This is a genomic window from Arthrobacter sp. MOO21 (assembly GCF_057369995.2).
The window spans coordinates 1,810,813-1,823,758 of record NZ_CM170671.2; the positions used below are offsets into that span (position 1 = coordinate 1,810,813).

Annotated in this window: 12 protein-coding genes; 11 read left to right on the forward strand and 1 reads right to left on the reverse strand. The window is 68.9% G+C overall.

Translation table 11 applies throughout. The features are described from left to right. Positions 1 to 26 precede the first annotated feature (26 nt). Positions 27 to 950: an AEC family transporter gene (locus AC2JAJ_RS08365; protein ID WP_486416208.1), complete on the forward strand. Its 924-nt coding sequence runs from the start codon at positions 27 to 29 to the stop codon at positions 948 to 950. Positions 951 to 1,002: 52 nt separating this feature from the next. Next, positions 1,003 to 2,091, forward strand: a complete 1,089-nt coding sequence (locus tag AC2JAJ_RS08370) for an ATP-dependent DNA ligase (RefSeq protein ID WP_486416207.1) — start codon at positions 1,003 to 1,005, stop codon at positions 2,089 to 2,091. A gap of 152 nt (positions 2,092 to 2,243) precedes the next feature. Here AC2JAJ_RS08370 and AC2JAJ_RS08375 read toward each other — a convergent pair whose 3' ends face one another. Next, the gene (locus AC2JAJ_RS08375) at positions 2,244 to 3,563 is read right to left on the reverse strand and encodes an MFS transporter (protein WP_501053447.1); all 1,320 of its coding nucleotides are present in this window, start codon (positions 3,561 to 3,563) and stop codon (positions 2,244 to 2,246) included. Between the two features lie 230 nt (positions 3,564 to 3,793). On the opposite strand from AC2JAJ_RS08375, the gene AC2JAJ_RS08380 reads away from it, so the two are divergent. From AC2JAJ_RS08380 to AC2JAJ_RS08420, 9 genes are all read left to right on the forward strand, one after another. Further along, on the forward strand, positions 3,794 to 4,663 hold the full coding sequence (locus tag AC2JAJ_RS08380; protein WP_486416206.1) for an IclR family transcriptional regulator: 870 nt from the start codon (positions 3,794 to 3,796) through the stop codon (positions 4,661 to 4,663). A gap of 140 nt (positions 4,664 to 4,803) precedes the next feature. Continuing rightward, complete coding sequence (locus AC2JAJ_RS08385; RefSeq protein ID WP_486416205.1) at positions 4,804 to 5,685, forward strand: shikimate dehydrogenase; 882 nt, start codon at positions 4,804 to 4,806, stop codon at positions 5,683 to 5,685. Further along, a complete protein-coding gene (locus tag AC2JAJ_RS08390) occupies positions 5,685 to 7,565 on the forward strand; it encodes a bifunctional sugar phosphate isomerase/epimerase/4-hydroxyphenylpyruvate dioxygenase family protein (protein WP_486416204.1) in 1,881 nt (626 codons plus the stop codon). Before AC2JAJ_RS08385 ends, AC2JAJ_RS08390 begins: the two co-directional genes overlap by 1 nt. A gap of 42 nt (positions 7,566 to 7,607) precedes the next feature. Continuing rightward, a complete protein-coding gene (pcaH, locus tag AC2JAJ_RS08395) occupies positions 7,608 to 8,480 on the forward strand; it encodes a protocatechuate 3,4-dioxygenase subunit beta (RefSeq protein WP_221384353.1) in 873 nt (290 codons plus the stop codon). Between the two features lie 2 nt (positions 8,481 to 8,482). Next, positions 8,483 to 9,040, forward strand: coding sequence for a protocatechuate 3,4-dioxygenase subunit alpha (gene pcaG, locus AC2JAJ_RS08400; protein ID WP_486416203.1), 558 nt, complete (start codon positions 8,483 to 8,485; stop codon positions 9,038 to 9,040). After that, complete coding sequence (locus AC2JAJ_RS08405) at positions 9,037 to 10,512, forward strand: lyase family protein (protein WP_486416202.1); 1,476 nt, start codon at positions 9,037 to 9,039, stop codon at positions 10,510 to 10,512. The genes pcaG and AC2JAJ_RS08405 overlap by 4 nt, the downstream gene beginning before the upstream one ends. Then, positions 10,505 to 11,323, forward strand: a complete 819-nt coding sequence (locus tag AC2JAJ_RS08410; protein ID WP_486416201.1) for an alpha/beta fold hydrolase — start codon at positions 10,505 to 10,507, stop codon at positions 11,321 to 11,323. The genes AC2JAJ_RS08405 and AC2JAJ_RS08410 overlap by 8 nt, the downstream gene beginning before the upstream one ends. After that, positions 11,320 to 11,748, forward strand: a complete 429-nt coding sequence (pcaC, locus tag AC2JAJ_RS08415) for a 4-carboxymuconolactone decarboxylase (protein WP_486416200.1) — start codon at positions 11,320 to 11,322, stop codon at positions 11,746 to 11,748. Before AC2JAJ_RS08410 ends, pcaC begins: the two co-directional genes overlap by 4 nt. Further along, positions 11,745 to 12,944: a thiolase family protein gene (locus AC2JAJ_RS08420; RefSeq protein WP_486416199.1), complete on the forward strand. Its 1,200-nt coding sequence runs from the start codon at positions 11,745 to 11,747 to the stop codon at positions 12,942 to 12,944. The genes pcaC and AC2JAJ_RS08420 overlap by 4 nt, the downstream gene beginning before the upstream one ends. The last annotated feature ends 2 nt before the right edge of the window (positions 12,945 to 12,946 follow it).

Below are 12,946 nucleotides of genomic sequence, written 5' to 3' on the forward strand. Positions count from 1 at the left end.
AGCGGAAGTGGAAGGAAGTACCTCTTGTGGGCGGTGTGCTGATCGGGCTGGCTGTGATCGGCGTCGTCATTGCGGTGGGCTATGTTGCCGCACGCTGCGGGCTGGGCGGCGAGTCCACCATTTCTGCGCTGACCAGGACCGCCTTCTTCATCACCAACCCCGTGCTGCTCTTCACGGTGGTGCTCAAATCCGACCTGTCCGTGGTCTTTTCCGCCTACGTTCCGCTTGCCATGATCACGGCTGCGGTCACCGCGCTGCTGTACGTTGCGGCCAGCCGGATCTGGTTCCCCCGGCCATTGGCCGAAACGGCGGTCGGGGCCATGGCGGGTTCCTACGTCAACGCCAACAACATCGGCATCCCCATCACCCTGTACGCCCTGGGTGACGCCACCCCCGTGGCCCCGGTGCTGCTGGTCCAGCTCCTGCTGTTCGCCCCGCTGGTCCTGACCCTGCTGGACTTTTCCGCGGCAGGCCGGTTCGCGCCCCGCCTGATGCTGACCCAGCCCTTCCGCAACCCCATGATCATTGCCTCGCTGCTCGGTGTGGTCCTCGCAGCCTTCCACGTGCAGCTTCCCGCCCCGGTGATGGCGCCCCTGACGCTCCTGGGCGGCGCCGCCGTTCCCGTCGTGCTGCTCGCCTTCGGCATGTCGCTGCACGGAACCAGGATGCTTCGAAGCGGCGGACACACGGCCGAAATCCTTACTGCCACGGCACTCAAGTCCGCAGTGATGCCGGCGCTGGCGTTCGTCGTCGGCCGCTTCCTGTTCAACCTGGACCACCGCATGCTCCTGGGCGTGGTGCTGATGGCGGCGCTGCCCTCGGCGCAGAACGTGTTCCTCTTCGCCAGCCAGTACGGACGCGGCGTGGCCGTGGCGCGCGAAACCATCCTGCTTTCCACCGCGGCGGCCGCCCCGGTGCTGGTGCTGATTGTATGGCTGCTGGCGGCCTGAAGCCGGGCGCGCCGCCCTACCGCCCGGACACCTGCCGGGCAAGAATGGGCACATGGAACTTCCCGTGATGCCGCCCGTCCCGCCCATGCTCGCCAAGGCCGTCAGCGGCATTGACGGCATCCCGGGAAGCGGGGCCCTCAGCTACGAGCCCAAATGGGATGGCTTCCGGTCCATCATCTTCCGTGACGGCGATGACCTGGAGATCGGCAGCCGCAACGAAAAACCCATGACCCGCTACTTCCCCGAACTGGTGGAGGCCCTCAAGGAGAACCTTCCGCTGCGGTGCGTCGTGGACGGCGAGATCATCCTGGTGGGCGCTTCCGGGGACCGGCTGGATTTCGACGCCCTGCAGCAGCGCATCCACCCAGCGGCCAGCCGGGTGAAGTTGCTGGCCCAGCAGACCCCGGCCAGTTTCGTGGCGTTCGATCTCCTGGCCCTGGATGACGATGACTACACGGGCAGGCCCTTCGCGGAACGCCGGAAGGCGCTGGAAAAGGCGCTCGCGGCCAGCAAGGCACCCGTCCACCTGACCGCCGCCACCACGGACAAGGGCACCGCGGCGCAGTGGTTCGAGCAGTTCGAGGGGGCGGGGCTGGACGGCATCGTGGCCAAGCGCCTGGACGGCAGGTACGAGCCGGACAAGCGCGTGATGTTCAAGGTCAAGCATGAGCGCACGGCCGATTGCGTGGTGGCCGGCTACCGGTTGCACAAGAGCGGGCCGGACGCCGTCGGTTCGCTGCTGCTGGGGCTGTACAAGGACGACGGCGGCCTGGCCAGCGTGGGTGTCATTGGTGCCTTCCCGATGAAGAAGCGCCAGGAGCTGTTCGAGCAGCTGCAGCCGCTGGTAACGGACTTCGACAACCACCCCTGGTCCTGGGCCAAGCAGGAGGAGGGCGAACGGACGCCCCGCAACGCCGAAGGAAGCCGCTGGAGCGCCGGGAAGGACCTGTCCTTCGTTCCGCTGCGGCCCGAACTGGTGGTGGAGGTCCGGTACGACCATATGGAGGGGGAGCGGTTCCGCCACACGGCGCAGTTCAACCGCTGGCGGCCGGACCGGGACCCGGAATCCTGTACTTACGAGCAGCTGGAGGAGCCGGTGAACTTTGACCTGGCTTCGGTGCTGGAGGCCGGCCGGGGGTAGGGCGTCGCCGTTCGCCACCGTGCCTTCCTGCCCAGTTGGTGGGTGGCGGGCCCGGCGCCGCGGCATGGAAAAAGCCCGCCACCCCTGGATTTTCCGGGAGGCGGCGGGCTTTTTCTGCGAAGTAACCGGGCAGGAACGTACGCGCTGGAGGCCTACTTCAGGCCGAGCTCCTTGGTGGGGGTCCGGAAGGACTCCCTGGCGGTCAGGGCCGAGACTGCTGCAACGGCGCAGATGATGGCCGTGAAGATGCTGATCTGCACCCAGCCGCCGGGCTTGATGCCGCCCATGGCCGCCACGATCGCCGGGGCGAACCCTGCCATCAGGAAGCCCAGCTGCGTGCCGATGGCCAGGCCGGAGAAGCGGACCTTGGTGCTGAACATCTCGGCGTAGAAGGACGGCCAGACGGCGTTGGCGGCTGCGTAACCGCCGGAGAACATGCCGATGGCGGCCAGGAACATCAGCGGGACGCTGCCGGACTCCAGGCTGAGCAGGAACAGAGGGGTCAGCGCCGCGCTGGCCAGGGCCCCGTAGATGAAGACGGGCTTGCGGCCGATCCTGTCTGCGAGCATTCCGAAGAGCGGCTGCGTGCCCAGGGCCACCAGGTTGGCGCCCACCACCAGCCACAGCGTAGTGGTCCCGTCCACGCCGGCTACGGTCTTGGCGTAGCTGATGGCCAGGGTGCCGAACACGGTGGAGACGGCGGCGATGAAGGCGCAGCAGATGACGCGGAGGACGTCGCGCCAGTGGCCTTTGAGCAGGTCGGCCACGGGGAGCTTGGCGATGTCGGCGTTCTTGCGGGCTTCCTCGAAGGCGGGCGGCTCGTGGAGCGTGCGTCGGATGAGGAACGCCACGACGACGACGGCGGCGCTGAGCCAGAACGGGATGCGCCAGCCGATGCCGAACTTGATCTCGTCCGGCAGGGCCAGGACGGGGATGAACACCAGGGCGGCGAGGATTTGCCCGCCCTGGGTGCCGGTGAGGGTCCAGGACGTGAAGAAGGAGCGGCGGTTGTCCGGGGCGTGCTCCAGGGTCATGGAGGAGGCGCCGGCCTGCTCGCCGGCGGCGGAGAGGCCCTGGCAGAGGCGGGCCAGCACCAGGAGTGCCGGAGCCCACCAGCCAACCGTGTGGAAGTCCGGGAGGCAGCCGATCACGAAGGTGGAGGCACCCATGAGCAGCAGGGTGAACATCAGGACCTTCCGGCGGCCCACCCGGTCACCGAAGTGGCCCAGGATGATGGCGCCGATGGGCCGGGCCACGTAGGCGAACCCGAAGGTTGCGAAGGACATGATGGCGGCGTTGGCATCGGCGTTGGGGAAGAAGACGGTGGGGAAGATCAGCGCCGCGGCGGAGCCGAAGATGAAGAAGTCATAGTATTCGACGGCGCTGCCCAGGAAGCTGGCGAGGGCCGCCTTCCTGGGCGTCCCGGCAGAGGTGAGGGCACCCGCCCCGGTGGACGGAAGTGTCTGGCTCATGGTGTTCCTTTGGTGTGACGACATTGTCGCGATGGATCTGGGGTCGCAGCCGCCGCTGCCTTGGTGCGGGCGGGGCGCGGTGCGGCTGGAGTCCGGAAGAGACCCGGCGTCAGTAGCCACATGGTGGGAGCTACTTGCGCGATAAAGAAACTATGACTGTGAGGGCAGTCACCTGTCAAGAAAATAATCACGATCTAGAAATAGCTCTCACATTGTGGCAATATCGAACCATGAGTGTGAACCAAACCACAGCGGCCAATGAAGAATCCGCTGTTGCTGCCCCCGCCGCCGCAGAGCCCGTGAACGCCATGCCCCCGGAAGCCAAGGTGGGCGCACGTCCCGCCGAGCGTACGGACATGGTGGGCAAGGCCCTGGGCCTGCTGGTCCTCCTGGGCGACGAGCCGCGCGGCGCCAGTGCCGCGGAGATCTCCCGCCGGGCGGAACTGCCGTTCAGCACCACGTACCGGTTGCTCGGGTCGCTGACCCGCGACGGCTTCGTCGACTACGAGCCCGACGGCCGCCGGTACCACCTGGGCCTGCGGGTCTTCCAGCTGGGCCAGCGGGTGTCCAACCATCATGGTTTCGCCGGAACCGCCATGCCCATCCTGCGCAGGGTCACCGAGCAGACCGGCGAGGCCACCATCCTCAGTGTCCGCGACGGTCTGCACCACCTGACCGTCAGTAAGGTGGATGGCCCCCAGACCTTCCGAGTGACCAGCGACCCCGGCCACCTGGGCTCCCTGTCCACCACCGCCGTCGGCAAAGCCCTGGTGGCGTTCGCCGAGGATGAGGAACGGGAGCGCCTGCTGAATGAGCTTCCACTGGAACGCCTGGCCGAGAAGTCGATCACGGACCGCGGCGCCTTCCGGGCGGAGATCGAGGAAGTGCGCCGACGCGGGTACGCCGTCATGGACGAGGAGAACGAGGCGGGCATGCGTGCGGTGGCGGTGCCCGTGCTCAACAGCCAGGGCCATGCCTTTGCGTCGCTTGCGACTGCCGTCCCCGTCTTCCGCATGGGCCTGGAGGAGCTCGAGGCCCACGTCCCGGTCCTCCAGGAGGCCGCCGCCGAACTGGCCGCCCGCCTGCCGCAGCGCGGCTAGCAACAGATGCCGCGCAAAATATTATGTTCGCATCTAGAACACTAGTGCGAGAAGTGAACATTTGCTGTACTGTAATCCCTATCACCGGCACGCCTTCCGCAATTCGGGCTCCCGGTGCCGTTACCAAAGGAGCTGCACGGATGAGTATTCGAACTGAGTCCTACCTCGTGGGACTGGTTGGAGACGGCGTCACGCCGTCGCTCACGCCGCCCATGCACGAACGGGAAGGTGACGTGCAGGGCCTGCGCTACCTTTACCGCCCCATCGACCTGCTGGAACTGGGACTAGGGGGCGACGCCGTGGGCAGCATCCTGCAGAGCGCACGCACCCTGGGCTTCAACGGGCTCAACATCACCCACCCCTGCAAGCAGCTGGTCCTGGAGCACCTGGACGAAATCTCCGCCGACGCCCGCCGCCTGGGTGCCGTCAACACGGTGGTCATCCGGGAGGGCCGCTTCATCGGCCACAACACCGACTTCTCCGGCTTCGCCGCCGCCCTGGCATCCGGCCTGCCCGGGGCGGACCTGGGCCGCGTGGTGCAGCTCGGCGCCGGCGGCGCGGGGTCCGCCGTCGCCTACGCCCTGCTCACCGCCGGCGTCCGCCGCCTGGACCTGGTCGACATGGACCCCGCACGGGCGGCGGCGCGGGCCGCCGAACTGGCCGGCTTGTTCCCGGACCGCACCGTAACAGCGGGCACGACGGCGGAGCTGCCGCAGCTGATGCCCCTCGCCGACGGTCTGGTGCACTGCACCCCGGTGGGCATGGCTGCCCACCCGGGCGTTCCGCTGGACCTGGACTTGCTCGAGTCCCGGCACTGGGTGGCCGACATCGTCTACCGCCCCATCGAGACCGAGCTGGTCCGCGGCGCCCGCGCCAAGGGCTGCGACGTCCTGGACGGCGGCCGGATGGCTGTGGGCCAGGCCGCCGACGCCTTCCGCATTTTCACCGGCCTGGACGCCGACCCGGACCGCATGCGCAGCCACTTCCTGGAGCTCGTCGCCGCCGAGGAGGTGGCCGCCTGATGCGCACCGGAATCGCCACCGTCTGCCTGTCCGGCACCCTGAAGGAAAAGATGCAGGCCTGCGCCATCGCGGGCTTCGACGGCATCGAGATCTTTGAACAGGACCTGGTCACCTCGCCGCTCAGCCCGGAGCAGGTGCGGAGCATGGCCGCAGACCTGGGCCTGGGCCTTGACCTCTACCAGCCGTTCCGCGATTTCGACGGCGTCACCCCGGACCTGCTCAAGGCCAACCTCCGCCGGGCCGAGGCCAAGTTCAAGCTCATGTCGCGCCTGGGCATGGACACCATCCTGGTCTGCTCCAACGTTGCCACTGCCACCATCGACGACGACGGCCTCCGCGCCGAACAGCTGGCACAGCTCGCCAACCTGGCGGGCGACCACGGCGTCAAGGTGGCCTACGAAGCCCTGGCCTGGGGCAAGTACGTCAACGACTACGAGCACGCCTACCGGCTGGTGGAAATGGTGGACCACCCCAACCTGGGCACCTGCCTTGACTCCTTCCACATCCTGTCGCGCGACTGGGAGACCTCCCACATTGAGGCGTTCAACCCGGAGAAGATCTTCTTCGTCCAGGTGGCCGATGCCCCCAAGCTCTCCATGGACGTCCTGTCCTGGAGCCGGCACTACCGCGTGTTCCCCGGCGAAGGCCAGTTTGAGCTGGCCAAGTTCATGGGCCACGTGGTCCGGGCAGGCTACAGCGGCCCGGTCTCCCTTGAGGTCTTCAATGACGTCTTCCGCCAGTCGGACGTGGAGCGGACGGCCGTGGACGCCATGCGCTCGCTCATCTGGCTGGAGGAGCAGAGCGCCAAGTGGCTCGCCGGGAACGCGGCCGGTGGTGCCGTTGACGCCGGCGGCGCGCTCCGCCGTCGTTATCCGATGGAGCTGGCCACGCTGCCCAAGGTCAGCGAGCCCGCAGGCTTTAACTTCGCCGAAGTGAAGGCGGACGACACCGCGCAGCTGGAGAAGCTCCTGGGCCAGCTCGGCTTCGCGTTCGAGGGCCGGCACCGCACCAAGGACGTCCAGCTGTGGACCATGGGCCAGGCGCGCGTCATCATCAACGAACAGGCGGCGCAGCACGCCGAGCCCGCGATCGCCGCGCTGGGGTTCGACGTCGATTCCCCCGTGATTGCCTCCGCCCGGGCCCAGCAGCTCAAGGCCCCCGTGGTGGCCCGCAAGGTCCAGGCGGACGAGGAAGTCTTCCAGGGCATCTGCGCCCCGGACTCCACCGAAATCTTCCTCTGCCAGGGCAGCCCGGACGGCACCGCGGCCTGGACACGGGAGTTCGGGGAAGGGCTGGAACACCCGTCGGCGGGAGCCAGCGCGGTGATCGACCACGTCAACCTTGCCCAGCCGTGGCAGCACTTCGACGAGGCCGTCCTCTTCTACACCAGCGCCCTGGCCCTGGATCCGCAGCCGTTCGCCGAAGTTCCCAGCCCCAGCGGACTGGTGCGCTCGCAGGTCATGCAGACCTCCGACGGCGCGGTGCGGCTGGTCCTGAACCTGGCTCCGGTCCAGCAGGCGCCGGCCCGCCAGACGTACCAGGAGCACATCGCCTTCGCCGTCACGGACCTGGTGGCCACGGCACGCTCCGCCCGCGGCCGCGGCCTTGAGTTCCTGCAGATCCCGGCCAACTACTACGAGGACCTGGACGCCCGCTTCGACCTTGAACCGGGTTTCCTGGCCACCCTCCAGGAGCTCAACCTGCTGTACGACCGGGACGCCGACGGCGAATTCCTCCATTTCTACACCGCCACCGTGGGCAGTGTGTTCTTCGAAATGGTGGAGCGGCGCGGCAGCTACGACGGTTACGGCGCCCCCAATGCCCCGGTCCGGCACGCCGTCCAGTACGACTCCCTGCACCGCAGCCGGCCTTCGTCCTAACGCCACCAAACCCACCCACGCCACCAAGAAAAGGAGCCCGCCGTGCCAAAAGACGTCACCGCAGAGCTTGAATCGGAGGAGCTCGTGCCGCCCGCAGAGCCCAAGGCAGCGCACGCGCCCCTGGACGCCGCCGCGGAGTCCCAAGCGGACCTGAGCGCGGAAATCAACGCGCTGGGCGAGGCCTACCGGCGCGCGCTCAAGGACGGTGCCCAGCCGGAGACCCAGCCGCGGCTGGACTACCCGCCGTACCGCAGCAGCATCCTGCGCCACCCCACCAAGAGCCTGCAGCACGCCGACCCGGAAACCATCGAGCTGTACTCGCCGGCGTTCGGGCACCAGGACGTGCACGCGCTGGAATCGGACCTGACCATCCAGCACAACGGCGAGCCCCAGGGCGAGCGGATCATCGTGGCCGGCAGGGTCCTGGACGGCGACGGCCGCCCCGTGGCCGGGCAGCTCGTGGAGATCTGGCAGGCCAACGCCTCCGGCCGCTACATCCACAAGCGCGACCAGCACCCGGCCCCGATCGATCCCAACTTCACGGGCATCGGCCGCTGCATCACCGGCCCGGACGGCTCCTACCGGTTCACCACCATCAAGCCCGGCGCGTACCCCTGGAAGAACCACCTCAACGCCTGGCGTCCGGCGCATATCCACTTCTCGCTGTTCGGCACCGAGTTCACCCAGCGCATCATCACCCAGATGTACTTCCCCGGCGACCAGCTCTTCCCGCTGGACCCCATCTACCAGACCATCGTGGACCAGGACGCGCGCGACCGGCTGGTGGCCACCTACGACCACAGCCTCACCGAGCCCGAGTGGGCGCTGGGCTACAACTGGGACATCGTCCTGACCGGTCCCAAGCGGACCTGGACCGAAAACGAAGCATACGGCGACGCCGGGGATGAGGAGTAGAGATGAGCACCAAACTGGTACCCACCCCCGGACAGACGGTCGGTCCGTTCTACGGCTACGCCCTTCCGTTCGAGAAGGACAACGAGCTCCTGGCCCCGGGCTCGCCCGGTTCCATCCGCCTGCAGGGCACGGTCTATGACGGCGCCGGCCACACCATCCCGGACGCCATCCTGGAAATCTGGCAGCCGGACGCCAAAGGCAACATTGTCCAGCGCACCGGTTCCCTGGTCCGCGACGGCTACACCTTCACTGGCTGGGGCCGCGGCGCCGTCGGCAACTCCGGCGTCTTCACCTTCACCACCGTCAACCCTGGCCCCACGAAACCGGGCGCTGCGCCGTTCATCTCCGTGGCGCTCTTTGCCCGCGGCCTCACCAACCGGCTGTTCACCCGCATCTACCTGCCGGAGGACACCGAGGCCCTGGCCAACGACCCGCTGCTCAGCTCGCTCGATCCCGAGCGCCGCAGCACGCTGATCGCCCGCCGCGACCCCGACGGCGGCCTCACCTGGGACATCCGTCTCCAGGGCGGGGACGAGACGGTCTTCCTGGACTTCCAGTGACCCACGCCGCCGCCCTGGGAGATCTGCGCGCGTTCGCGGAGGAGGCCGACGCCGGCCTGCTCAGTCCCGTCTCAGCGTCACCCCTGGTGGCGGCGCTGACGGGGGACCGGGCAGTGCTCGCGGCCATCCTCGCCGTCGAGTCCGGCTGGGCCGCCGTGCTGGAACGGGCCGGCCTGGCACCTGCCGGTTCCGCCGCCGTCGTCGCCTCCGCTGCCGAAGCGGGCCGCTACGACCTGGCCGATATCGCGCTGCGCGCCCAGGGCGGCGGCAACCCGGTGATCCCGCTGCTGGCGGACCTCCGGAAGAAGGTGGCCGCGCTGGACACCGCCGGGGTGGGCGCCGGAAAGGCCGTCCATACCTCCCTGACCAGCCAGGACGTGCTCGACACCGCCCTGATGCTGCTGGCCCGCAACACGGTGCACGCCGTGCTGGCGGACCTGAAAGGCACCACGACGGCGCTCGCCGCCCTGGCGGCCCAGCATGGGGGCACGCTGTGCGTGGGCAGGAGCCTGGCCCAGCATTCGCTTCCCTTCACGTTCGGGCTGCGGGCCGCGCAGTGGTTCCACGGCGTGGCCGCCGCAGGCCGGCAGCTTGCGGCCCTGGACTTCCCGGTCCAGTTCGGCGGCGCGGCGGGAACACTCGCGGCCGGAACGGTGCTGACCGAGGGTTCGCGGGCGACGCCATTTTCACTGGCGGACGCCCTGGCATCCCAGCTTGGCCTCGACCCTGCGGCGGCGCCGTGGCACACCAACCGGCTGGCCGTCACCTGCCTCGGCAACGCCCTGGCGTCCGTGCTGGACGCCTTCGGCAAGATCGCCGCTGACGTCCTCTTCCTCAGCCGTCCCGAGGTGGGGGAAGTGGCCGAGCCGAAGGTTGCCGGACGCGGCGTCTCCTCCGCCATGCCGCAGAAGCAGAACCCGGTGCTGTCCGTCCTGGTCCGCAGCGCCGCGCTGCAGGCACCCCACCTGGCGGCCCAACTGCACCTCGCAGCCGCCAGCTTCAACGATGAGCGCCCGGACGGGGCCTGGCACACCGAGTGGCCCGCCCTGCGCCAGCTGCTGGCGCTCTCCCTCGGGGCCGCCGGCCTCATCCGCGAACTTGCCGGGGGGCTGCAGGTGTTCCCGGACGCCATGCGCCGCAACCTGGACCTCGCCGGCCCCCTGCTGCTTGCCGAGGGCGTTGGCGCCGCCGTCGCCCCGCTCCTGGCGGAGACGGACGGCCGCACGGGCAAGCAGCAGCTGCAGGACGTGGTGGACCGGACCCTGCAGGCGCCTGCCTCCGGGCAGGCCGCCACCTACCGCAAGCTGCTGCGCGAAACGGTCCCCGCCGCCCTCGTCCCTGACGCCCGGCTGGAGGAACTCCTGGACCCCGCCAGCTACCTCGGCCAGGCTGCGGAAATTTCCCACCGCATCCTGGCGGCTTTTCCCGACTTTGTTGCACCTACCGACGCGAACGGAGATTCCCGTGGCTAAACCGGCCCTGAAGGCAGCGCTGCTGTCACCCCAGCGACCCCTGGGCGACCACCCCCTGCTGGTGGTGGGACCCTCCCTGGGCACTTCTTCAATCCTGTGGAACCGCGTGGCGTCCCTGCTCGGCAACGACTACGACGTGGTGGCCTGGGACCTGCCCGGCCACGGCGTCTCGCCCGCCGCCACGGAATCGTTCGACGTCGCCGCGCTCGCCGGCGTCGTCGTCGACCTGGTCGATTCCATCGCCCCCGGCGAAGACTTCCACTACGCCGGTGTTTCGCTGGGCGGCGCCGTCGGCCTGCAGCTGGGCATCAAGCACGGGGAGCGGCTGAAAAGCCTGTCCGTGCAGAACAGCGGCGCAAAGATCAGCACGCCCGAGGCTTGGCTGGAGCGCGCCGAAACCGTCCGCGCCCAGGGGACCCCCGTGATGATCCAGGGATCCGCGCAGCGCTGGTTCGCCCCTGGCTTTATGGAACGCGAGCCCGAATTCAGCAGCCGGCTCCTGCACTCCCTGCGCGACGCCGACCGCTTCAGCTACGCCTTCTGCTGTGAGGCCCTGGCGGCGTTCGATGTCCGCCAGGAGCTCGGCAGCATTCAGGCCCCCACGCAGGTGATCGCGGGGGCACTGGACGGCGTGGCCACCCCGGCCATGGCTGAGGAAGTGGCGGCAGGCATCACCGCCGGGGGCGGCACCGCCACGGCGGTGACCGTGGAGGGTATTTCGCACCTTGCCCCGGCGGAGGCGCCCGGGCATGTCGCGGACCTGATGCGCAGCCTGATGGCCTGGGCCGAGTCGCGGGCGGCCGCCAAATGAGCTCTGACACCTCACGGAACGGTGTGGTCCAGCCCGGCGCCACCAGCCAGGAGATTTACGACGGCGGCATGGTGGTCCGGCGCGAGGTGCTCGGCGACGCGCACGTGGACCGGGCCAACGCCAACAAGGACGAGTTCACCGGCGACTTCCAGGACATGATCACCCGCATCGCGTGGGGCGGCATTTGGACCAGGCCCGGCCTGACCCGGCAGATGCGTTCCGCCGTCACGATCACCGCCATGGTGGCCCACGGCCACTGGGAGGAGCTGGCCATGCATATCCGCGCCGCCCTCCGCAACGGCCTCAGCAGGGACGAGATCAGGGAAATCCTGCTGCAGACCGCCATCTACTGCGGAGTCCCCTCCGCCAACACCGCCTTCAAGACCGCCCAGCAGGTCTTCAAAGAAATGGATACACCTTCATGAACCAGGCTTTTGTGTACGACGCCGTGCGCACCCCCTTCGGCAAGTTCGGCTCCGGCCTTGCAGCGGTCCGCCCGGATGACCTTGCCGCGCACGTGATCAGGGAGTCGGTGCAGCGTGCACCGGGGCTTGATCCGGAGCGGATTGATGAGGTGGTGTTTGGCAACGCGAACGGTGCCGGCGAGGAGAACCGCAACGTGGCCCGGATGGGCACCCTGCTGGCCGGCCTGCCGGTGTCGATTCCGGGCACCACGGTGAACCGGTTGTGCGGGTCTTCGCTGGATGCGGCGATCATCGCCTCGCGCCAGATCAACGCCGGCGACGCCGACCTGGTGCTGGTTGGCGGCGCCGAGTCGATGTCCCGTGCGCCGTGGGTGCTGCCCAAGACCGAGAAGCCGTACCCGGCCGGGGACCTGACCCTGGCATCCACCACCCTTGGCTGGCGGCTGGTGAACAAGGCGATGCCGAAGGAGTGGACCATTTCGCTGGGCGAGGCCACCGAGCGGCTGCGCGAGAAGTACGGCGTGACCCGCGAGGCGCAGGACGAGTTCGCCGCGAACTCCCACAACCTCTCGGCCGCGGCCTGGGACGAGGGGTTCTACGACAACCTCGTCACCCCCGTGCCGGGCACCGACCTGGTGCGGGACGAGGGCATCCGCCCCGGCTCTTCGGCGGAGAAGCTGGCCGGGCTGAAGACCGTTTTCCGGACGGAGGACGGCACGGTCACCGCGGGCAACGCGTCCCCATTGTCCGACGGCGCCTCCGCGGCCTGGGTGGGCAGCGAGGCTGCCGCCGGGCTGCTCGGGCTGGACCCGCTGGCCCGCATCGCCGGGCGCGGGGCGCATGCCAACGACCCCCAGTACTTCGGCTACGCCCCCGTTGAGGCGGCGAACAAGGCCCTCGCAAAGGCGGGCATCGGCTGGGACCAGGTGGGCGCCGTCGAACTTAACGAAGCCTTCGCCGCCCAGTCGCTGGCCTGCATCAACGCCTGGGGCATCGACCACTCCATCGTGAACCGGCACGGCGGTGCCATCGCCATGGGCCACCCGCTGGGCGCGTCCGGCACCCGGATCCTGGGCACCCTGGCCCGGTCCCTCCAGGCCTCCGGCGAACGGTGGGGCGTGGCCGCGATCTGCATCGGGGTGGGCCAGGGCCTGGCCGTTGTCCTCGAAAATGTAACTGCTGGCGTGAAGGGCTAGGA

Coding starts and splice junctions, on each gene's coding strand:
- AC2JAJ_RS08370 (WP_486416207.1), top strand. CDS start 1,003: ATGGAACTTCCCGTGATGCCGCCCGTCCCGCCCATGCTCGCCAAGGCC.
- AC2JAJ_RS08375 (WP_501053447.1), bottom strand. CDS start 3,563: ATGAGCCAGACACTTCCGTCCACCGGGGCGGGTGCCCTCACCTCTGCC.
- AC2JAJ_RS08380 (WP_486416206.1), top strand. CDS start 3,794: ATGAGTGTGAACCAAACCACAGCGGCCAATGAAGAATCCGCTGTTGCT.
- AC2JAJ_RS08385 (WP_486416205.1), top strand. CDS start 4,804: ATGAGTATTCGAACTGAGTCCTACCTCGTGGGACTGGTTGGAGACGGC.
- AC2JAJ_RS08390 (WP_486416204.1), top strand. CDS start 5,685: ATGCGCACCGGAATCGCCACCGTCTGCCTGTCCGGCACCCTGAAGGAA.
- pcaG (WP_486416203.1), top strand. CDS start 8,483: ATGAGCACCAAACTGGTACCCACCCCCGGACAGACGGTCGGTCCGTTC.
- pcaC (WP_486416200.1), top strand. CDS start 11,320: ATGAGCTCTGACACCTCACGGAACGGTGTGGTCCAGCCCGGCGCCACC.
- AC2JAJ_RS08420 (WP_486416199.1), top strand. CDS start 11,745: ATGAACCAGGCTTTTGTGTACGACGCCGTGCGCACCCCCTTCGGCAAG.